This is a genomic window from Catellatospora aurea (assembly GCF_042663325.1).
Lineage (GTDB): Bacteria > Actinomycetota > Actinomycetes > Mycobacteriales > Micromonosporaceae > Catellatospora > Catellatospora aurea.
The window spans coordinates 19160-37912 of the sequence record NZ_JBHTAC010000033.1 but is presented as its reverse complement, the minus strand read 5'-3'; the positions used below and the strand labels follow the sequence as shown (position 1 = coordinate 37912).

The window sequence follows — 18753 nt, the reverse complement described above, 5'->3', positions numbered from 1 at the left end:
CCCCGTACCGCCTCATCCAGCGAGGCAAGCCACTCATCCCACGTTGGCCACGATCCCGACATAGCCGCAGTATGCCCGGCGCCCAACGCACGACACGCCAGCCCCGACTTCAGCCAGAAAGGCCAGCTTCGGTAACTCATCAGGTCATGGCGGCTGCGCTACGCCGACGCCGGCGTGCCGGTGTTCATGCTCGGCCGCACCAAACGCCCCGTCGCCCTCTGCCCCGCCTGCCAGGCCGCGCGCAGCGGAGGCACCCGACCGCCTCCACGCCGCACTCACCCCTACGTCATCCTGCCAAGCCCCGAAGCCGTCGACGCCGTCGCACTCTGGGTCGCCGCCACCCACACCCAAGCCGCATGGGCACACGCGCCACGGCTGGTCATCCGCGCGCCGGAGAAGCGGTGCGGCAAGTCGAGGCTGCTCGACGTCGTCGAGGGCACCTGCCACCTGCCGCTGATCACAGTCAACGCCAGCCCCGCCGCCAGGTACTCACTAGGTGGATCCTTCATCGCCCTGAATGCCGATGTCGATGGCCACGTGGGCGCCCACGCCGTCACGTTCCAGCTGGACGGGGAAGAATCCGTCGCCGACGGAAGTCATCGCGAACATGATGCGCGCTCCGCCGACGTCGATCGTGGCGGCCTCATGCTCGGACGCACGGACACCTGCCATCACCTGCCAATGATGGGAGTGGGGCCGGAAGTCGAAGACGAACCTCCGATCCGGTGCCGCGGTGCGACGCCTGTCGAGCGCGATGGCCTTGGCGTACGCGTCCGCGACTGGAAGGTTGAGCCACCCGAAGTGGTCATCACCGGGTGTGCCCGTGCGGGTCACGCCGAACTCGGCGGCGACCTCAGACTCGTGCAGTCCCCAGAACACGACGTCGGCAAGTCCGTCGACCGAGTCGTCGTGCACCCAGGCACTCAGCGCGTCCGCATCGGCGAACACGAACCGTGCCCAGTCGACACCAATCCTTCCCAGCGAGTGCGCACTGGTGCCCGGCTCGTTGCCGACCACGATGCGGATGCGCGCCCAGTCCCCCTGGCCGGAAGGTACTGCCATCACGGGCAGCGGCCGGTCGGTCGGCAGGCCTCCGATGGAGATCACCGGCACACCGGTGATCACGAAGCCGGGATCACCCGCAGCGATCGCGCGACGCGCGCGTTCCCGGTGCGGAAGCTGCCGGCCGAATGCACGCAGCTCCGCCTGCAAGCCATGTCGCCGGCAGTGGCTCTCGAACAGTTCGACCATCTGGGCGGCAGCATGTTGCGGGATGTCGTACAAGGCTCGACCGGCTTGCCGGTCAAACGACCGGGCCGCGACTTCGGCGTCCTGACCGACGACCTCGAAGTCAACGGCCGACGGTTCGTCGGGCTGGCGCATCTCCTCCGGCGAGCGGGACCCGGACCACAGCCCGAGATAGCCGCCGTCCATCAGCACCAACTCGCCCGAGGGAGACGTGATCTCGCCGAGTAGCACACCATCTTTCACGAACGCGCAGTGTAGGACCCACAGACGACCGCCGAAGAGCCGGTCACCACGCGTGCTAAGGACTGTCCAACCCACCGCCAGACGCATGTTCGTGGACGCCTTCAGGCGATAGCCCGATCCACAAGCAGGAACAGACCTCAGGCTCCCCGCCACGCAACGTCGTCACCCGGATCAAGGAGCACTTCCTCAGGCTTCGCCCCGCGCGACCCGTAGCGATGGAAGCGGTGATACGGTGCTCGAACCAATCCTCAAACACGAAAGGCCCAGCTCAGAGAGCCAGGCCAATCGATACATTCGGACATATCAGCATATGTCCGGCGGTGGACCATACCCGGCACAATCCGAACCGCATTCCAGCAGCTCACGGGCCGATTGTGACCGTACCGGCCGTCCGGACGCGCCGAATGTAGCCAGTTCTCGATGCGGGTGACGGGCGTCCGGGCACCACATTCGACACGGACCATCGATGCCGGTCGGGACGTGGTCTGACCGGCCGAACCATCAGTCGGCGGGCAGTTCGACCGGCGCGACGTGTCAGCGGAAGGCGTCGATGTTGCGCGCGGCCCAGGCGGCGAAGGGACGTGGCGATCGGCCCAGGACCTCGGCCACGTCCGGGCTGATCTGCTGCTCCCTTTCAGTCGGTGCGCCGAGGATCGCCAGCGTGCCCTCGACTACCGGCGGTGGCATGAACCGCAGCATCTGCTCATGGGCCTGGTCGGGCGTCTGCTCGACGAAGCCGATCGGCTCGCCGAGCGCGGCGGCGAGATCGGCAACCCGTTGGCGCGGCGTGCTCAGCGCCGGGCCGGTGAGCTCGTACGTGCGGCCGTCGTGCGCACCGTCGCGGAGGGCGACGGCGGCCACCTCGGCGATGTCGTCCGGGTCGACCACCGGCAGGCCGACGTCGCCGAACGGTGCGGCCACCGTCCGCCCGGCCCGGACCGATTCGGCCCATGCGAAGGCGTTGGAGGCGAAGCCGCCGGGGCGCAGGATCGTCCAGCCGAGGCCGGACCTGCTCACGAGGTCCTCGATGGCGTGCAGGGGTGCGTGCGACGCCGCCCCCGGCCGCGTGCCGACCGCTTGCGAGGACTGCAGCACGACGCGCTTCACGCCCCCGGCCGCGGCGATCCGCAGGATTTCGGGCATGTCGAGGTTCGCCCCGGCGCCCTCCACGAGCAGGAACAGAGCTTCGGCCCCGGCGAGTGCCGGGCGCAGGCTCTCCGGCCGCTCAAGGTCCGCGCGGTGGTGGCGAACCCCGTCTGGCAAGGCGACCGGGCGTCGGCCGCGGGACACCGCCGCCACCGCGGCACCCGACCTCGCGAGGATCGACGAGAGCGTACGGCCGACGTTCCCGGTGGCGCCTGTCACGACAAACATGTCTGTGTCTCCAGTTCGACCGCGTCGTTCGCGCGGCTGGAGAAGACGCTAGTAGCACGGATATAGTAGGTACCTAGAGGAAAGTAACGGATGTGTGATGGAGGGCACGTGGAACGGTCGACGGACCCTGAGCTGGCGTGCCCGGTCGCACCGGTCGTCGATATCGTGTTCAGTCGTTGGACCACGCCCATCCTGTGGGTTCTCCATGAGCACGGCCGGCAGCGTTTCGTGGAGTTGGAGCGCCGGCTGACAAGCATCACGCCGAAGGTGCTCACGCAGCGGCTGCGCCAGCTCGAACGCGACGGGCTCGTCACACGCACCTACCATGCCGAGGTGCCGCCCCGGGTCGAATACGAGATCACCGAGCTCGGTGCCAGCCTCGGCCCGCTCTTCGCGCACCTGGCCACCTGGGCCGACGCCCGCCTCGGAGACGTGGAGCGGGCACGGCGCGCCTACGACGGTGGGCGATGAGTCTGCGCCGATCTGATCATGCTGTTAGCGGGCCGGACCTCTACGCCCGCAGCGGGCCAATGACCTCGACGACACGGACCAGGCCGCAATCGTCGTGGTCGATCTCGAGGCGGCCGATCCTCCCATCGATGTATGCATACGCCTCCCGCCCCGAACCGCACCACGCGACCATGCCGGCCGAACGCATCAACCCGTGCACGAAGCGGTACTCGTGCAGATAGATGGGCCCGACCGTATCCAAACGCGCCACCTCGACCACGTCGCCGTCGTGGCAGACGAACGTCTCGTACCACAGACGGCCGTGAAGAAAGCCGCTGTACTCCTCAGTCACCACCGCGCGGCCCTCAGCATCCAACCCGATACGCGGTACGTCCCGATCAACAGGCGATCGCGCGTCGAGCCGGCGGCCAGCCTTGAGCAGATCCCGGTCGAAGTGCAACGGTCAGGTCAACCCCGAGCCAGGTGCCGTTTGTGGCGGTGAGCTGGTCCAGGACGGCGATCGCAGCCTCTCTTGGTGCGACCGTGGGCCGGTCGAGCGCGATCGTCACGTCCAGGGAGTGGATGACGGCATGGCTGAGTGCACCGGCTGCACCGCCGCCCGGCGGCTGCCGCGTGTGCAGTCTTGGCGATCGGAGCTGGTCGAGAAGGTCGATGAGCGGCAGCGATCGCGTCCGGCACCCCGCATGTGGTGCTCGCACACGGAGCGGACCGCCCGGACAACGCGCGCCGGCTGCACGCCCTCGGACTTGCCGAGTGGCTGCCCGCGGCACGGTGGCAGGTCGACGCGGTAGCCGAGCTCACCATCCGCGTGCCGACCGAACCGGCATATCGCGACCGAGCGTACACATTGGCGACCACATGGACCCGGACCGGACTGCCGCCGAGCCATGCATCCACCTCGAGGCACTGCTCGGCCGGCAGGTCCACGGGACCTGATCGGGCTGCGGTGGGGTGGCCCACATCTTCCGGTGACCGCTGGCGCGCCGCTTCGGACCATCCAGCCCGACGTATCGGTGCAAGGGTCACCGGCCGGACGGGCCGCCGCGCCGCGACAACTTGGCATGGCAGATCCGAAACGGTCCGAAACTTTCGGAATCCCCGGGCCGTGCGTCGCCCCACTTTTTCGGGCTCGATACCGACATATCGACGCCTGCCCCAACACGGCCGACCCCACGCCACTTCGATCTATGAAACGTTCCGCTGGTCCAGCCAACCCGGACATGATTTCCGAAATGTTTCCGGAAGTTGTTGACAGTGCGACAAGGTGGGATCAATATTGGTGCGATCGACAGATATCACTGTCGGTCCGGGCCAACCGCGGCCCGGCACTCCGGTCGTCGAACGCATGACGACTGGCCCCACCACCGCGTGGTACGGCCCACGCACGGTGGCCCGACACCACAGCCACCGACAGTCCTACCGGGTCGTATCACCCTGCCACACCTTTTCGCCAGCCTTCACGAGGAGGAAGCACGCACATGCACGAGGCACCCATCCAACGGAAGAGCCGCAGAGGCGGCCGCCTCAGAATGCTCATCGGCGGCGCCTGCGCCGTCGTGGCGGCCGTCGCCAGCACGTTGATGGCCACCAACGCTTACGCCGAGGCCGACCGGCAGGTCTGCTCGAACACCACCGGCACGCACAACGGGTTCTACTTCTCGTTCTGGAAAGACAGTGGCGACGCCTGCATGGTGCTGCGCGAGAACGGCCGCTACTCCAGCTCCTGGAGCAGGAGCACCAACAACTGGGTCGGCGGCAAGGGTTGGGCCACCGGTAGCCGGCGGACGGTCAGCTACTCGGGCACCTACAACCCGGGCAACAACAACACCTACCTCGCCCTGTACGGGTGGACGCGGAACTCGCTGATCGAGTACTACGTTGTGGAGAACTTCGGCAGCTACAACCCGAGCAGCGGCGCTCAGCGGCTGGGCACGGTCACCACCGACGGCGGCACCTACGACATCCTGCGCAGCCAGCGGGTCAACCAGCCGTCGATCGACGGCACCGCCACGTTCTACCAGTACTGGAGCGTGCGCCAGCAGAAGCGGAGCAGTGGCACCATCACCTTCGCCAACCACGTCGACGCCTGGGCCCGCGTCGGCCTCAACCTCGGCAGCAGCTGGGCCTACCAAGTCATGGCGACCGAGGGCTACCAGAGCCAGGGAAGCTCCGACATCACCGTCCGGGAAGGCACCAACCCCGATCCTGGACCCACCACTGGTCCGCCGAGCGGTACCAGCCAGATGATTGTGGGTCAGCAGTCCGGCAGGTGTCTCGACGTCCCGAACTCAAGCACCACCAACGGCACCCAGCTCCAGTTGTACGACTGCTGGGGTGGCTCGAACCAGCGGTTCACTCACACCTCAAGCAGGCAGCTGACGGTGAACGGCAAGTGTGTGGACGCCTCAGGCACCAGCAACGGCACCGCGGTGATCCTCTATGACTGCCACGGCGGCGCGAACCAGCAGTGGAATGTCAACAACGGCACCATCACCAGCGCGCAGTCAGGGCTGTGCCTCGACGCCGGCGGCACCGGCAACGGGACGAAGATCCAACTGTACAGCTGCTGGGGCGGGTCGAACCAGCAGTGGAGCTTCCGGAACTGACCCGGCGCCACGGGGCCAGGCACGGACCGGTCTGACACCGAAGGCAGGTGCGGCTGGGGTGCCGACGATGGTCGGCACCCCAGCCTCCGTGCGGGGCCATCCGGCGGGGTGCCCGGGAATGGACGGCTCCGGTCAGGACGTGGTGCCGGTGACCGGAGCTACTTGTGAACACGCGATGGCGGTGACCACTGCCAACCTGCTGCGTTGACGGGGCACGCGGGGTGACGGGAGTGCCGCCTGCATCGCGCCCCATGTTTCCCTGCATACGGAAGAGGTCATGATCTCCCCAGCGACACCATCATTGCCAGTCGCAGTCCCCGTCACAGCGTCGCCCGCGGTGCGCCGGGACACTCCGGCCCGACCAGCCGACCTGGCTGAGGTCTACGAGTGGTTCACCGGCTGACCAGTGCGCGCTGAACAGCGAAAAGGGGTGGGGGTGTATGCGGCCAGCAGGTCACGCTCCCGGCCATGTCTCCAGCGGAATGCCGTGACGCCAGCACAGTGATCATCTCTGCAGGGCCGGTAGCCTGCGGCCGCTGTTCGCCGTGCTGGCTGTCCTGGCAGCGGCCGTCGCTGTCTGGGCCGCATCGGCGGCGCCCTCCGAAGCACCGCTGCCCAAAACTCGGCAGACCGTGATGGATCTGGTGCGCGGCTACGACCCTGACCTCGACCCCGGCGGCCGGCATGCCGGCACGCTTGCTGACACTCTCGTCCAAGCCCTGCAGATGACCCGATTAACAGGGTATTCGCCCATATTCGCCGATTGTCGGGTCACAGAAGAGCGCTCCGGAACTCCTCCGACGACAGCCAGCCCGCTGACCTGCCAATTCAGAGACCATAGTAAGGTCCAAATTACGAAAGAGTCCTTACTTGTGGAGCAATTTTGCCCACATACATAAACGAAGCCATCTGAAGGAACCCCTTCAGATGGCTTCTGACCTGCATATATTGGTGGACCCTACCCGGCAGAATCCGAACCGGATTCCAGCAGCTCAGGGGCCAACTGTGTCCGTCACCGCGATCCGACGACGGTCTATTTGATCGTGGCCAGCGAAGCGGCGCGACCCGGCGGGTCGCGCCGCGTGCGTGTGATCTGGAGCCTGAACAACGCGGCAGCCGCGAGTTCGACAGCGGATTGGGTTAAGAGGAAGCGTCCTCGGCCTGCGAAGCTCTGACTTGTCGAAGATCCAGATCGTCCGCCACAGAAAGTCACTCACCAGATGCAGGATGCCGAAGCCGCCCAGGCCCGCGCGGGAAGGGTGCTTCGCGCCGTCAAGAGCGCTCCTCTCCTGGTGTTGGCCCGACATCAAGCCCTGTCGGCCCGCCCTGCCCTGCACTACCTGGTTTACGACCCGCCGTCCGGCGGTGCCGACGGCTCAGCCGCAGCACGGCGTACCCGATGGTCAGGAGTGTGATCACCAGCCCGGCTCCGTCGATCAGCGGCCGGTAGCGGTGGATCGCCGGGCCCGGGTCCTGAGGTCCGGGCTGCCGCGGGCTCCAGTCCACTCGACCGGTCGCCACGGTGAGCGCGCCGACCGGCGCGGACGGGTATGCCGGTGTCTTCATGATGAGCTCAGGCACCTCGGTCAATCGCACCACGTCCCGGGGCAGCGCGACGATCGGGCGTCCGTCCTGCCAGGCGAGCACGACCGGCAATCCGTGGGTCTGCACTTGCTCGGGCATACGCTGCAGCATGGACTGCCATTGCAGGCAGGTCCCGGTCGCCCCGGTGTCCGCGTCCAGCAGGCACAGATCGCCTACGTCAACGGCGATGCTCCTGCCGTCGGGGGTCCAGGCGAGCTGCCCGGCGAGGCCGCCGAGCGTACTCATCGACATCGACCGGCTCCAGCCAGGGCCGCCGTCGCGACGGTGGGTGTAGAGGTCGCCGTGACGCTGCACGGCCAGCGTCGAACCGTCCGGTGACAGCGCGGCATTCACCTCGCGCGGCAGCGGGCCGTCGGCCAGCGGTGCCGTCCACGCCACCGCACCCGAGGGCAGGTCCACCACGCGGATCTCGCCGCGCACCGGATGCAGGTACCAGGGATTGTCGAAGTGGACAAGCACGGCCTGGCGGCTGTCCGGGGAGAAGGCCAGCGGCTGGCCGGCCGTCAGCGCTCGACTGTCGCCCGTCGTCACGTCGAGGAGCCGGGTGTGCTCGCTGTGACCTGTCATCAGGTACCGCCCGTCGGGCGACAGCAGACTTACCCCGGTCCACGGCTCGTCGTCGCGGGCCGGGTCGTAGGTGCGGTACGTGTCATCGGGGCCGACCAGCATCAGCGGCCCGACGGGGAGTTGCTGGCTCACCCCCTGGCCCTCGCGGGGCACGGTGACGGTGTTGGCCGGGTCGCCGTCGAACGCGACCAGCGCCCGGCGCAGCGGGGCGTGCCGGATGTCCGCGGTCCAGTCCGGGGCCTGCACGACGTGGGCGGGTAGCGGGTCGACGGTGGTGTCAGATGTGGCCGGGGCCAGTGGCACGGTGCCCCGGACTGTCAGGCCGACGCCGCCCAGCAGTGCGACGGCGGCGGCCAGCCCGGCCAGACGGCGGTGCAGCCGGTCGCGGCGTGCCCGGTCGAACAGCCCCGGCGGCACCGGCACGGGCGGGGAGTTGTCGGCGACCCGGTGCAGGGCGTCGCGCAGAGCGGCCGTCATCGGGCTATCACCTCCTGTGGCAGCTGGCCGTCGACCAGCTGCGCCAGTTGCGGGTTGAGGGCGCGCAGCCGCATCAGCGCGTGCCGGGTCTGGCTCTTCACCGTGCCGACGGAGCAGTCGAGCAGCTCCGCGGTCTGGGACTCGCTACGGTCTTCGTAGAAACGCAGCACCAGCACAGCTCGCTGCTTCGGAGTGAGACGGCGCAGCGCGAGGTCGAGCACGACACGGGTGTCGCGGCACGGTTCGGTGGCCGGGGTCTGCGGGGGCTGGTCGGCGAGCAGTTCCGGGGGTCTGCGGCGCAGCGCGCGCCAGCGGGACACGGACTGGGTGTAGAGCACGCGCCGGACGTAAGCCTCGGGTTCGTCGAGCCTGGCCCACCGCACGGCGGCACGGGCCAGCGCCGACTGCAGCAGGTCCTCGGCGTCCTGCCGGTGCCCCGTGAGCAGATACGCCGTTCGACCGAGCGCGGCCGAACGGGCGGCCACGAATTCCTCGAACGCCGCGCGCGCCTGTGCCGTGTCCATGACACCTCCCCCTGACCTGACGCCTGGCGGGCACACCGTGGAGGGAACCCGATTCCGGCCGGGCCGCCGGGCCGTAGCATCGTGTCGGAGACCGCCAGCCTGGTCAAGCTGAGCTTCCCCCGCTGGTCGGGAGCCTTTCGATTCCGACCCCAAACCGGTGGTAATGCACCTCGCCGCTCAGCTCGGGGTGCACCCCGAAGCGCTGCGCGGCTGGATCCGCCAGGACCAGGCCGACCACGGTGAACGCCAAGACCGGCTCACGACCGCCGAGACCGAGGAGGTCCGCCGGCTGCGCAAGGAAGTCGCTGAGCTGCGCCGAGCCAACGAGATCCTCAAAGCGGCCAGCATTTTTTCGCACAGGAACTCGACCCGACCCGGCGACGGTCATGACGCTCGTCACCGAGCTTCGCGGCCGCTTCGGGGTCGAGCCCATCCTCCGGGTCCTCAACATCGCCCCCTCGACCTACTACCGGTGGGTCGCCCGTGAGACCCACCCCGACGAACGCGAGGTCGAAGACCGCGGCCTGCTCACCGAGATCGTCGACATCCACGACCGGTCCGGCCACACCTACGGCAGCCCCCGCGTCCACGCCACCCTCGCCCGCCGCGGCATCCGCATCGGCCGCAAACGCGTAGAACGGCTGATGCGCGAACACGGCCTGCACGGCGCGTTCCTCCGCAAGGGCTGGCGCGGCGGGTCCACCAAGCAGAACCCGAAAGCAGACCCGGCACCCGACCTCGTCAACCGGGACTTCACCGCCGGCGCCCCGAACCGGTTGTGGGTCGCCGACGCCACCCGCATCGTCACCGGGCAGGGCGTGCTCTGGCTGGCCGCGGTCCGCGACGCGTTCTCCAACCGCATCGTCGGCTGGAAGACCTCCGACCGGTGCGACACCGACCTCGTCCTCGGCGCCCTCGAATACGGGATCTGGTCCCGCGACGTCCGCGACGGACAGTTGATCCACCATTCGGATCGCGGATCGACCTATACCGCGATCCGCTTCACGGAACGGTTGGCGGACAACGGGATCCTGCCCTCGATGGGGTCCGTCGGCGACTCTTTCGATAACGCCCTGATGGAGAACTTCTTCTCCACCCTGAAGATCGAACTCGTCTACCGCACCTCATGGCGAACCCGCGACGAAGCCGAGAACGCGATCTTCGCCTACATCGACGGCTGGTACAACCGCGAACGCATCCAGAAAGACCTCGACTGGCAGTCCCCAGACGAGTACGAGGCAGCCTGGTATGCAAAGAACATCGATACCAACCGACCAGCCAACCCCACCCCCGAACCAGCCCTCACCAGTTAATCCACCCTCCCGAACAGCGGGGGAAGCTCAACCGGACGACTGACGTACTCGGCCGACATAGCGGCTTTCGCTACTTTGCACACGGCCGGCGGCGGTGAAGTCTCGCCGGACCAGTCGTCGTGCACCACGCTCCGACTCTGCGGCCCTTGCCGCGCCGCTTGCGGTCGCTACTGACCGCAGGGCGGTCGCATCGACGTCGGGTTCCTCAGTGACTACAGTAGTCGGCAGCTGGCTGCAAGCTCGCTATCAGCGGCCCGTGTTTGCAGCTCTGCTGGCCTGAAAGCAACGCCGTGTTAGCGGATGTCCGCAAGAGCCCTGCCTGCATACGCCCACAGCTGGTCTGCTGTTGCCTGGTCGACGGCATGTGCGGCAACGCCTGCTTTGGCTTGAGGACCGCCGTCGACCACCTGAGCTTCTTGGTTGTCGTCAAAGTATCGGCCGGTGACTCCTTCGACAAGCGGTGACGCCGCAAGCAGCACGGTCGTTGCCGCGCCCTGGGCGGTCGTCTTGTAGAACGGCAGATCGATTCGGTTGCCGCCGTCGTCGAGCACCCCGAAGTGCCGCAACGTGGCCTCGTCCATATGCCGCTGCAGTCCGGTGTTGATGTAGCCGGGGTTGAGGGCGTTGGCGGTGATCCCATCTCCGGCCCAGCGCCCCGCGATCCCTGTGGACAGCAGGACGGTCGCGGTCTTCGAGCGGCCGTAGGCCACCCACGGATCGTAGGGGTGCCGGTCGAACTGCGGGTCGTCAAAGTCGAACGGCTCAGCCAGGTGCGCCCCAGAGCTGACGATCACGACCCGGGCGTCGCCTGCAGCTTTCAGATTGGCTTGCAGGCCGCGTGCCAGCGCGAAGTGGCCGAGGTAGTTGGTAGCCAATTGCAGTTCCCAGCCCTGCGCGTTGAGTTGCCGTGTCGGGATCGCCATGATCCCGGCGTTGGCGACCAGCGCGTGCAGGGGCCCGTCCCAGTCGGCGACGAACGCGTCGACCGAGTGCAGGTCGGCCAGGTCGATAGCCGCCGCCCGCACCGCGCCGCGTTCGGAGCCGGCGAACTGTGCCACGAGCGCATCTGCTGCAGCCGGGTCACGGGTGGCGATGGTGACTTGGGCACCCGCCCGCGCCAGGGCACGGACGGTTTCGGTGCCGATACCGGAAGCGCCGCCGGTGACGATCATGCGTCGATCGGTGAGATCGACTCCCTGCAGGATCTCTGTGGCGGTCGTGCGTGCGGTGAACGGGGTGCTGATTCTCGATCGGGCTGTCATGCAGCCAACCCTATGGGCTAAATCCTGGACTGTACGTAGCATAGAGTCCAGGTTTCTTTAGCCTGCGTCCAACGTGAGGACTTGTGGATCCGCTAGACGACGTACTCGCACTCCTCAAGGCCAACGCCCACGTGTCTTCGGCATTGTGGGCTGGCGGCCGGTGGGCGCTGCGCTTCGACCCGCCGTCTGGGGTCAAGTTCAACGCGGTACGCCGCGGCAACTGCCTCTTGTGGCTCGACGGCGAGGCTGAGCCGGTAGTGCTGGCCGAAGGCGACTGCTTTCTGCTCACCAAACCACTGGGATTCACCCTCGCAAGCGATCGGCAGACACCGCCTCAGCCAGCCGGTCCTCTATTCGCGTCGGCCGTTGACGGCGTCGCCCGGGTCGGCGCGGACGAACAGGTGAATCTCATCGGCGGCGCGTTCGCCTTCACCGCGCGAGCGGGCTCCCTGCTGCTCGACTCGTTGCCACCTCTCATTCATGTTCGCGCTACCGACGCCGAGGCCACGACCGCGCATTGGGCGATCGACCAGATCGACGCCGAACTGCGCACAGCTCAGCTCGGCGGCACGCTGGTCGCCGAGCATCTGGCGATGGTCTTGCTGATCCGGATACTGCGCCTGCACCTGTCTCACAACGGCGGTACCGGCTGGCTGGCCGGGCTCGCCGACCCTGTGCTGGTCCATGCACTGCGGGCGATACACGCCCGCCCAGCCCATCCATGGACTGTCGCTGCTCTCGCACGAACTGTCGCCGTGTCCCGGTCAACGCTGGCCGCCCGCTTCAAGAAGGTCATCGGCCAAGGCCCACTGGAGTACCTGACCGGTTGGCGGATCGAGCTGGCAGCCGACCGTATCCGCCGCGGCGACGAGACGCTCGCCAGCATTGCGCGTACCGTCGGGTACAGCTCGGAAAGCGCCCTGAGCGTGGCGTTCAAACGGGTAACCGGAATGACTCCGCGCACCTACCGCCGCCAGGCAGGTATCACCTGATCACGCCGTACGGTGTTGACACAACGAGTGGCGATAGGCTCCTGATCATCAGGTTAGCGGTCCCCGACGAGGTCCGAAGTCCAACCTTCGCCGATCGACGAGCGGCAGCCCGTGAGCGCCATTCAGAAGTCGGTTCCGAAGCCGTCGTGAGCGACCTGCCCCTACCAGCGCGGCGATGATGTCGCCCTGATGACCAACGGGTTGGGCGGCACCCCGATCGGCTAGCTGTACCTGCTCTACGGCCGCGCTCATGAACAACTCGCCGCCCGCGGGATCCAGGTGCGGCGCAACTACGTCGGCGAGTGAGGCACGTCCCTGGACCTGGCAGGCGCCTCGCTGACCCTGGTCAAGCTCGACGACGAGATCCTCAAGGGTCTGGCCGCGCCGGCGAGATCGCGATCCGTACCTTCTGACGACCGGTCGCCGGTCCTGCGGAACCATGTTCTCCTTCAGCGGCAGCTGCTCCGGGCGGGGCACGCTGCTGTAGAACCAGGTGCCCGCGATCAGCCCGACACCGGTCAGCATGACGGCGACGATCATGCCCGCGATCAGCGCCCGCCGACGCCGCGGGCTGCGCTTCTTCTTCGCCACGGGCTGCGCCGCCCCGCCGGCCCGGCCGGTCGCCGGCGGCGCGGGCGGCCGCGCCCGGCCGATGACCTGGAGGTCGTCGATGACCCAGGACCATATCCGCGAGACCCGCACCCAGTCCTGGTGGCTCGGCGGTCCGTCCGCCGGCAGCGTGGTGAAGGTCTCCGCGACGTCGGCGAGCGGGATGCCCAGACGCCGGGCTGCGAGACGAGCGCGAACGACGTCCCGGACGGTGAGGAGGTCCTTGGGATGCGAGATCGGCGCGGCTCACCCTGAGCACACCGGTGACCCGCGCTCGGCCTCGCCGGGCCAGTCGCCACGTCCATCCGTGCCGCGCTCGCGCCACGGTTGGCATAGATTCGTCAGGTGATAGATCCTTTCGAGGCGGCTGGACGCATACGTCCTGCTTACCTCGACGTCGACTGGGCCGCCGGGCCGCTGGGACCCGTGTCCTCGTGGAGTCCGACGCTGATCGGCCTTGTCGACATGCTGTTGCGCACCCGCAACGCGGTCACGTTGTTCTGGGGCCCGCAGTTCGTGATGGTGTACAACGCCGCATATGCCGACATGATCGGCGACAAACATCCGGCAGCTCTCGGCGCGCCCGCCGCCGACGTGTTCGCCGAGATCTGGGACGACATCGGCCCGATGCTGGACTCGGTGCTGTCCGGCGGCGACGCGACGTGGACCGAAGACATGAAGCTGTACATGGACCGGCACGGCTTCACCGAGGAGACCTACTTCACGTTCTCCTACTCCGCCGTGCGCGGCCCCGACAGCCTCATCGAGGGAATCATCGACATAGCCTCGGAGACCACGGAGCAGGTGATCGACCGGCGGCGGCTGGAACTGCTCGGCCGGCTCACCGACCGCATCGGCGACGCCGCAACGATCCCGGGCCTGATCGCGCAGGCGTTGCCGGTGCTGCGTTCCGTACCCGACGACCTGCCCGACGTCGATATCCGGCCAGGCGGCGATACGGCCGACGGCCGGGTCTCCCTGCCGCTGACCGACGGCCTCCACCTGGTCACCAGGCTCAACCCTCACCTGCCCGACGACGCCGGCTACCGCGGATTCCTCCGGCTTGCGGCTGTCGCACTCGTGCAAGGTCTTCACCGGGCCGCCGCCCGCCGGGCGGCCGCCACCGAACGGGAGATGGCCGAGGCGCTGCAGCGGTCCCTGCTCAGCCGACCGGCACAACCCGACAGCCTCGACGTGGCAGTGCGATACCACCCGGCTTCGCGTGGTGCCCAGGTGGGAGGCGACTGGTACGACGCCTTCCTGCTCCCCGACGGCACACTCGCCGTCACGGTCGGCGACGTCACCGGCCACGACCGGCAAGCCGCCGCCGCCATGAGCCAGATCCGCAATCTCCTGCGTGGTATCGCCCACGCCCGGCCCGCATCCCCGGACCAGACCCTGACCGCACTCGACGACGCGATGACGGGGCTGTCCATAGACACCCTCACCACCGTCGTCCTCGGCTACATCGACCTGAGCACCAACGTGTTGCGCTGGTCCAACGCCGGGCACCCACCCCCGCTGCTGATCAATCCCGACGGCACCGTCGACATCCTGGAAGAACCGGCCGAACTATTGCTCGGCACGCGAACGAAGGTTCCACGGTCACAGCACCACCTGCGGCTTGCGCCCGGCACCACGCTGATCCTCTACACCGATGGACTGATCGAACGCCGCGACCGCGGCCTCGACGACGGCCTGGCCGTCCTGCGCGCCGCGTTGGCCGGCCGGCACCAGTCGACTGCCGAACAGCTGTGCGATGACCTGCTGGCCAGTGTCACCGACTGGGCTGAAGACGACATAGTGCTCCTGATCGCCCGCCGCCACCCACACTGACGGATTCCACCCGAAGGACGCCTGTCCGCAGGCCGCAAGCACTCCGCACCAACACACCGTTCTGCACAGACTCTCAGTTCTGTCGGCGTCTGATCCACCAGAAGCACGTACCGACCAGAGCTGCGCACAGTGCGAGGAAGAGTCCGCTTTCCATCCACTGCAGAGGCCAGTAATGGCTCGCGGGGTGGTAGGTGACTGTCTGATGGAGGTCGTACTCGGCCAGGCATGCGCCGATGTCAGGCAGTCTCGGAACGTCGCCCCCGTCGGGAAAGCAGTCACTGTAGTCAGCGATGCGGGCCACCTGCCCGGACGGGTTCTCCACGGGCGGCCGGGAGGTCAGCCAGGCGTCCTGTGGTATCGGCAGGCCGAAGTGGAAGTCGGTCTGCGTGCCTTGGAAGTCGTGAAACCGGCTCGCGCTGGCCTGGTCGATCGAGTAGGTGCTCGTCGTCGACGGCAGCAGGTGAGGTCGGATGAGGGCCGGCACGAGAACTTGGACCGCCGCGAACACGGCCAGCGTGATGGCCATGGCCGGCAGCGTCCGGCGTAGCAGCAGTCCCAGCGTGACGCCCAGCGCGAAAGCGAACGCGGCGTAGCCCAGCGGGACGATGCCGCGGGAGGCGAAGGTCATCGCCGCCCACCGATCGCCGTTGAGGTGGTCCAGTGGCCCGGCCCACCAGCTCAGCAACCAGGTGAGGAGCGCGGTGGCAGCGATCGCGGCGACGCCGACGACGCTGACTTTGACCGCGAGCCACCGGGTGCGCGTCACCGTCTGGTTCCAGGCGAGCTGGTGGGTGCCTGTTTCCAGTTCACGCCCGATCAGTGGCGCGCCCCAGAAGATGCCGATCGCCGCCGGGGACGCGATCACAAGCAGTTGCAGAAGCACGAACATGGGCTCGTAGCTTCGCTGCAACTGGCTGAGCTGGGCGCCCAATGCCCGCGCCCCCGCGGTCGCTCCGTCGCAGGCGTCCGGCAAGGCGCACCAGGCCAGAGCCGTGGTGTAGCTGTGGTGCATCCGCCACCCGGTGACCAGGAACAGGATCGCCGCGGCGGCGAGCAGAGCGAGGCCGGTGACGGCCTGCGGGCGGAACTGCCGCCAGGTCAGCCAGATCATCGTGCCTCTCCCCTCGGTCGCGTCGTGGCAGGAGCGCCATGGTCGAGGCCTCGCTCAAGGTAGGTGAGCACCAGGTCCTCGAGTTCGAGGTGTTCGGCGGTCCAGTCATCGGCAGGCAGTGGGCTTGGGGTTCGTACGACGAACGTGGACTGACGGTCGGTGTGCTCCGCGGAGACGAGCTGCAACCCGGCGGGCAGGTCGGCTTCCCGGCGCCGCGTGCACACGATCCGGTGGTGCTGCGCGAGCAGGTCATCGACTTCACCGGCGAGCTGTACGCGGGAGGAGACCAGCACGACGAGGTAGTCGCAGACGCGTTCGAGGTCGGAGATCAGGTGGGAGGAGAGGATCACGCTGGTGTCGTGCTCGGCGACCGACTCCATCAGGTGCCGCAGGAAGTCACGACGTGCCAGCGGGTCGAGGCTGGCGACCGGTTCGTCGAGGATGAGCAGTTCGGGTCGCTTGGCCACCGCGAGGGTGAGGGCGAGCTGTGCACGTTGCCCGCCGGAGAGCTTTCCCGCCTTCTGTTTCGGGTTGAGGCCGAGCTGTTCGATGCGGGCCTGTGCGAGCTTCGCGTCCCAGCCCGGGTTCATCTTGGCGCCGAGCGTCAGATGGTCGGCGACGGACAGGTTCGCGTACGTGGGGGTGTCCTGGGCGACGTACCCGACCCGGGCCAGTTGCGAGGTCGCGCCATCGGGCCGTTCGCCCAGCACCTCGATCTGCCCTGTGGTCGGCGCGAGCATGCCGCAGGCGATCTGCAGCAGGGTGGTCTTGCCCGCGCCGTTGGGCCCGACCAGGCCGATGACGTGGCCCGGCGGAAGCTCCAGGGTGCAGTCGGTCAGCGCTTGGCGTTGGCCGTATCTCTTGCCCAGCGCGTGGGCTTGCAGGATGGCTGTCATCTCTCCTCTTGTTCGCTCTCGCGCAGGGTGTTCTGGAACATGGCCTCGATGCCGGGCCCGGTCAGGCCCGCAGCGCGAGCTTTGTCCATCCAGGCGCGAAGCTCCTGCTGCAGCGGCCCGTGCTCGGTGAGCGACGCGTGGCCGAGCGATCGGGTGATGAACGTGCCCACCCCTGGCTTCGCGGCGGCCAGGCCGAGGTGTTCGAGTTCGCGGTAGGCCTTGCTCACGGTGTTCGGGTTGATCGCCAGCTTCGCGACCACCTCCTTGACCGTGGGCAGCTTGTCGCCCTCGGCGAGCAGCCCCAAGAGCAGCGCTTGGCGCACCTGCCGGACGATCTGCAGGTACGGGGCGACGCCCGAGCGCACGTCGAGGTGAAAGTCGATCACCCAAAATCCTGTTCCACTAGGAAACTAGTGGAATGAGAATGCACATCTACCCGGTTGCGTGTCAAGCAGCAGTCATCTGAGCATCTCGGGTACGGCCGACGCGACCTCAACTCTTGGCGCCCATCGATATCGAAGTTATTGTTAGTTAGTTTTCCTATCAATCCCTTTGATTGAGGTGAGTGGATGAACCGTTCGCATGTCACCCTCGCGGCCATGGCCATCGCCCTCGCCGGCGTAGCGGCCGTCCTGGTTGCCCCATCAGCACAGGCCGCCCCGGTATGGCAGCTGCGCTGGGCTCCCAACGCCGGCACGGCCGGCCTCGGCGCCTTCGAGTCCATCGAGGACGACCGAGCCGACTCGCACACCGCCGCCGGTCCGCACATCAAGGTCGTCGGCAACGACTACCGGTTCGACATGCACATGGTCGACCGTGACACCGAGACCGACCGCCAACGCCACGAGGTCACCGGCAACCGCACGTCCGCATCGAGCTACCTCGAGTGGAACCTGGGCCAGACCTGGCGCGTGACCTACTCGATGTACATCCCCAGCTCGCTGAAGGCAACCACGTCCTTCACCCACATCATGCAGACCAAGCAGCCGGGCGCCGGCACATCACCCATCACGGTCACCTCGCTGCGCCGGGTCAACGGCGTGCAGACCATCGAGCACAAGGTCATCGCCGGGGACGTCCTGGTAGGCCGGACGAACCTCGAACCGCTGCACAACAAATGGATCGACATCGAGTACGAGATCAAAATCGGTGACGGCACCGCGGGCTCCGTCCGCTGGGTGATCCGCAGCGCCGGCACCACGATCCTCGACGCCACCAAGACCGGAGTCGACACCTTCCTCGCCGACCGGGTCCGCCCGAAGTGGGGAATCTACCGGTCCCTCGGCGACACGTCCGGCTCGCTTCAGGACACCTACCTGCTCCTGCGGGACATGAAGGCGTACCAGCTCGTCAACGGGCCGGCCCCGTCGCCGACCCCGACCGCCACGACGCCGAGCCCCAAGCCGACCCCCACGCCCTCAGCCAGCGCGACCGGCACGACGAGCTGGCGGGCGGGTGTCGCCTACGCCGTAGGAGCCCAGGTCACCTACGCCGGAATCTCCTACCGGTGCCTGCAGGCCCACACCGCGCAGACCGGCTGGGAGCCGCCCAACGTACCGGCGCTCTGGCAACGCCTGTAAGCGGACGGGAGGGGGTCGACAGCCGGCCCCCTCCCGCCA

The 18753-nt window shown here is 67.8% G+C and carries 17 protein-coding genes and 1 pseudogene; 8 read left to right on the top strand and 10 right to left on the bottom strand.

Annotation, left to right across the window (positions count from 1 at the left end; genetic code table 11):
• Positions 1–256 precede the first annotated feature (256 nt).
• A pseudogene (locus ACFQO7_RS26375) lies at positions 257–504 on the top strand (DUF3631 domain-containing protein); the annotation flags it as partial.
• Here the strand turns inward: ACFQO7_RS26375 and ACFQO7_RS26370 are convergent.
• Together ACFQO7_RS26370 and ACFQO7_RS26365 are read right to left on the bottom strand one after the other, a co-directional pair.
• Positions 493–1491, bottom strand: a complete 999-nt coding sequence (locus tag ACFQO7_RS26370) for a hypothetical protein (RefSeq protein ID WP_376808888.1) — start codon at positions 1489–1491, stop codon at positions 493–495. The pseudogene ACFQO7_RS26375 and the gene ACFQO7_RS26370 overlap by 12 nt on opposite strands.
• Positions 1492–2025: 534 nt before the next feature.
• Positions 2026–2865 (bottom strand): NAD(P)H-binding protein, encoded by an 840-nt coding sequence (locus ACFQO7_RS26365; RefSeq protein WP_376808887.1) that lies wholly within the window; start codon positions 2863–2865, stop codon positions 2026–2028.
• Positions 2866–2973: 108 nt separating this feature from the next.
• Here ACFQO7_RS26365 and ACFQO7_RS26360 point away from each other — a divergent pair, with 108 nt between their 5' ends.
• Entirely contained in the window at positions 2974–3336 is a 363-nt protein-coding gene (locus ACFQO7_RS26360; protein ID WP_376808886.1) for a winged helix-turn-helix transcriptional regulator, read from the top strand.
• Positions 3337–3376: 40 nt separating this feature from the next.
• Here the strand turns inward: ACFQO7_RS26360 and ACFQO7_RS26355 are convergent, their stop codons facing one another.
• Complete coding sequence (locus ACFQO7_RS26355) at positions 3377–3775, bottom strand: hypothetical protein (RefSeq protein WP_376808885.1); 399 nt, start codon at positions 3773–3775, stop codon at positions 3377–3379.
• Between the two features lie 1090 nt (positions 3776–4865).
• Here ACFQO7_RS26355 and ACFQO7_RS26350 point away from each other — a divergent pair.
• Entirely contained in the window at positions 4866–5942 is a 1077-nt protein-coding gene (locus ACFQO7_RS26350; protein ID WP_376808884.1) for a glycoside hydrolase family 11 protein, read from the top strand.
• Positions 5943–7214: 1272 nt separating this feature from the next.
• Here the strand turns inward: ACFQO7_RS26350 and ACFQO7_RS26345 are convergent.
• Both ACFQO7_RS26345 and ACFQO7_RS26340 read right to left on the bottom strand, forming a co-directional pair.
• On the bottom strand, positions 7215–8591 hold the full coding sequence (locus tag ACFQO7_RS26345; protein WP_376808883.1) for a WD40 repeat domain-containing protein: 1377 nt from the start codon (positions 8589–8591) through the stop codon (positions 7215–7217).
• A complete protein-coding gene (locus tag ACFQO7_RS26340) occupies positions 8588–9115 on the bottom strand; it encodes a SigE family RNA polymerase sigma factor (RefSeq protein ID WP_376808882.1) in 528 nt (175 codons plus the stop codon). The genes ACFQO7_RS26345 and ACFQO7_RS26340 overlap by 4 nt, the downstream gene beginning before the upstream one ends.
• A 163-nt stretch (positions 9116–9278) precedes the next feature.
• On the opposite strand from ACFQO7_RS26340, the gene ACFQO7_RS26335 reads away from it, so the two are divergent.
• The gene (locus tag ACFQO7_RS26335; RefSeq protein ID WP_376808881.1) at positions 9279–9602 is read left to right on the top strand and encodes a transposase; all 324 of its coding nucleotides are present in this window, start codon (positions 9279–9281) and stop codon (positions 9600–9602) included.
• Positions 9502–10428, top strand: coding sequence for an IS3 family transposase (locus ACFQO7_RS26330; RefSeq protein ID WP_376808880.1), 927 nt, complete (start codon positions 9502–9504; stop codon positions 10426–10428). Before ACFQO7_RS26335 ends, ACFQO7_RS26330 begins: the two co-directional genes overlap by 101 nt.
• 293 nt (positions 10429–10721) lie before the next feature.
• Here the strand turns inward: ACFQO7_RS26330 and ACFQO7_RS26325 are convergent, their stop codons facing one another.
• Positions 10722–11690 carry an SDR family NAD(P)-dependent oxidoreductase gene (locus ACFQO7_RS26325; RefSeq protein WP_376808879.1) on the bottom strand — a complete coding sequence of 323 codons (969 nt, stop codon included), beginning with the start codon at positions 11688–11690 and terminating at the stop codon, positions 10722–10724.
• 83 nt (positions 11691–11773) lie between these two features.
• Between ACFQO7_RS26325 and ACFQO7_RS26320 the strand changes: the two genes are divergently transcribed.
• The gene (locus ACFQO7_RS26320; protein WP_376808878.1) at positions 11774–12682 is read left to right on the top strand and encodes a helix-turn-helix transcriptional regulator; all 909 of its coding nucleotides are present in this window, start codon (positions 11774–11776) and stop codon (positions 12680–12682) included.
• A gap of 48 nt (positions 12683–12730) precedes the next feature.
• Here the strand turns inward: ACFQO7_RS26320 and ACFQO7_RS26315 are convergent, their stop codons facing one another.
• Entirely contained in the window at positions 12731–13273 is a 543-nt protein-coding gene (locus tag ACFQO7_RS26315; protein WP_376808877.1) for a hypothetical protein, read from the bottom strand.
• 363 nt (positions 13274–13636) lie between these two features.
• On the opposite strand from ACFQO7_RS26315, the gene ACFQO7_RS26310 reads away from it, so the two are divergent.
• Positions 13637–15127: a SpoIIE family protein phosphatase gene (locus tag ACFQO7_RS26310; RefSeq protein WP_376808876.1), complete on the top strand. Its 1491-nt coding sequence runs from the start codon at positions 13637–13639 to the stop codon at positions 15125–15127.
• Positions 15128–15200: 73 nt separating this feature from the next.
• Here ACFQO7_RS26310 and ACFQO7_RS26305 read toward each other — a convergent pair whose 3' ends face one another.
• The 3 genes from ACFQO7_RS26305 to ACFQO7_RS26295 are packed head-to-tail and all read right to left on the bottom strand — an operon-like array spanning position 15201 to position 17520.
• A complete protein-coding gene (locus ACFQO7_RS26305; RefSeq protein ID WP_376808875.1) occupies positions 15201–16238 on the bottom strand; it encodes an ABC transporter permease subunit in 1038 nt (345 codons plus the stop codon).
• Positions 16235–17134 (bottom strand): ABC transporter ATP-binding protein, encoded by a 900-nt coding sequence (locus ACFQO7_RS26300; protein WP_376808874.1) that lies wholly within the window; start codon positions 17132–17134, stop codon positions 16235–16237. Before ACFQO7_RS26300 ends, ACFQO7_RS26305 begins: the two co-directional genes overlap by 4 nt.
• Positions 17131–17520 carry a GntR family transcriptional regulator gene (locus ACFQO7_RS26295; protein WP_376808873.1) on the bottom strand — a complete coding sequence of 130 codons (390 nt, stop codon included), beginning with the start codon at positions 17518–17520 and terminating at the stop codon, positions 17131–17133. The genes ACFQO7_RS26300 and ACFQO7_RS26295 overlap by 4 nt, the downstream gene beginning before the upstream one ends.
• A gap of 183 nt (positions 17521–17703) precedes the next feature.
• Between ACFQO7_RS26295 and ACFQO7_RS26290 the strand changes: the two genes are divergently transcribed.
• Positions 17704–18714 carry a carbohydrate-binding protein gene (locus tag ACFQO7_RS26290; RefSeq protein WP_376808872.1) on the top strand — a complete coding sequence of 337 codons (1011 nt, stop codon included), beginning with the start codon at positions 17704–17706 and terminating at the stop codon, positions 18712–18714.
• Positions 18715–18753 lie beyond the last annotated feature (39 nt).

Excerpts from the sequence above, each read along its gene's own strand:
- ACFQO7_RS26340 (WP_376808882.1), bottom strand. The coding sequence starts at position 9,115 with ATGGACACGGCACAGGCGCGCGCGGCGTTCGAGGAATTCGTGGCCGCC.
- ACFQO7_RS26365 (WP_376808887.1), bottom strand. The coding sequence starts at position 2,865 with ATGTTTGTCGTGACAGGCGCCACCGGGAACGTCGGCCGTACGCTCTCG.
- ACFQO7_RS26305 (WP_376808875.1), bottom strand. The coding sequence starts at position 16,238 with ATGATCTGGCTGACCTGGCGGCAGTTCCGCCCGCAGGCCGTCACCGGC.
- ACFQO7_RS26300 (WP_376808874.1), bottom strand. The coding sequence starts at position 17,134 with ATGACAGCCATCCTGCAAGCCCACGCGCTGGGCAAGAGATACGGCCAA.
- ACFQO7_RS26345 (WP_376808883.1), bottom strand. The coding sequence starts at position 8,591 with ATGACGGCCGCTCTGCGCGACGCCCTGCACCGGGTCGCCGACAACTCC.
- ACFQO7_RS26335 (WP_376808881.1), top strand. The coding sequence starts at position 9,279 with ATGCACCTCGCCGCTCAGCTCGGGGTGCACCCCGAAGCGCTGCGCGGC.
- ACFQO7_RS26330 (WP_376808880.1), top strand. The coding sequence starts at position 9,502 with ATGACGCTCGTCACCGAGCTTCGCGGCCGCTTCGGGGTCGAGCCCATC.
- ACFQO7_RS26350 (WP_376808884.1), top strand. The coding sequence starts at position 4,866 with ATGCTCATCGGCGGCGCCTGCGCCGTCGTGGCGGCCGTCGCCAGCACG.
- ACFQO7_RS26325 (WP_376808879.1), bottom strand. The coding sequence starts at position 11,690 with ATGACAGCCCGATCGAGAATCAGCACCCCGTTCACCGCACGCACGACC.
- ACFQO7_RS26290 (WP_376808872.1), top strand. The coding sequence starts at position 17,704 with ATGAACCGTTCGCATGTCACCCTCGCGGCCATGGCCATCGCCCTCGCC.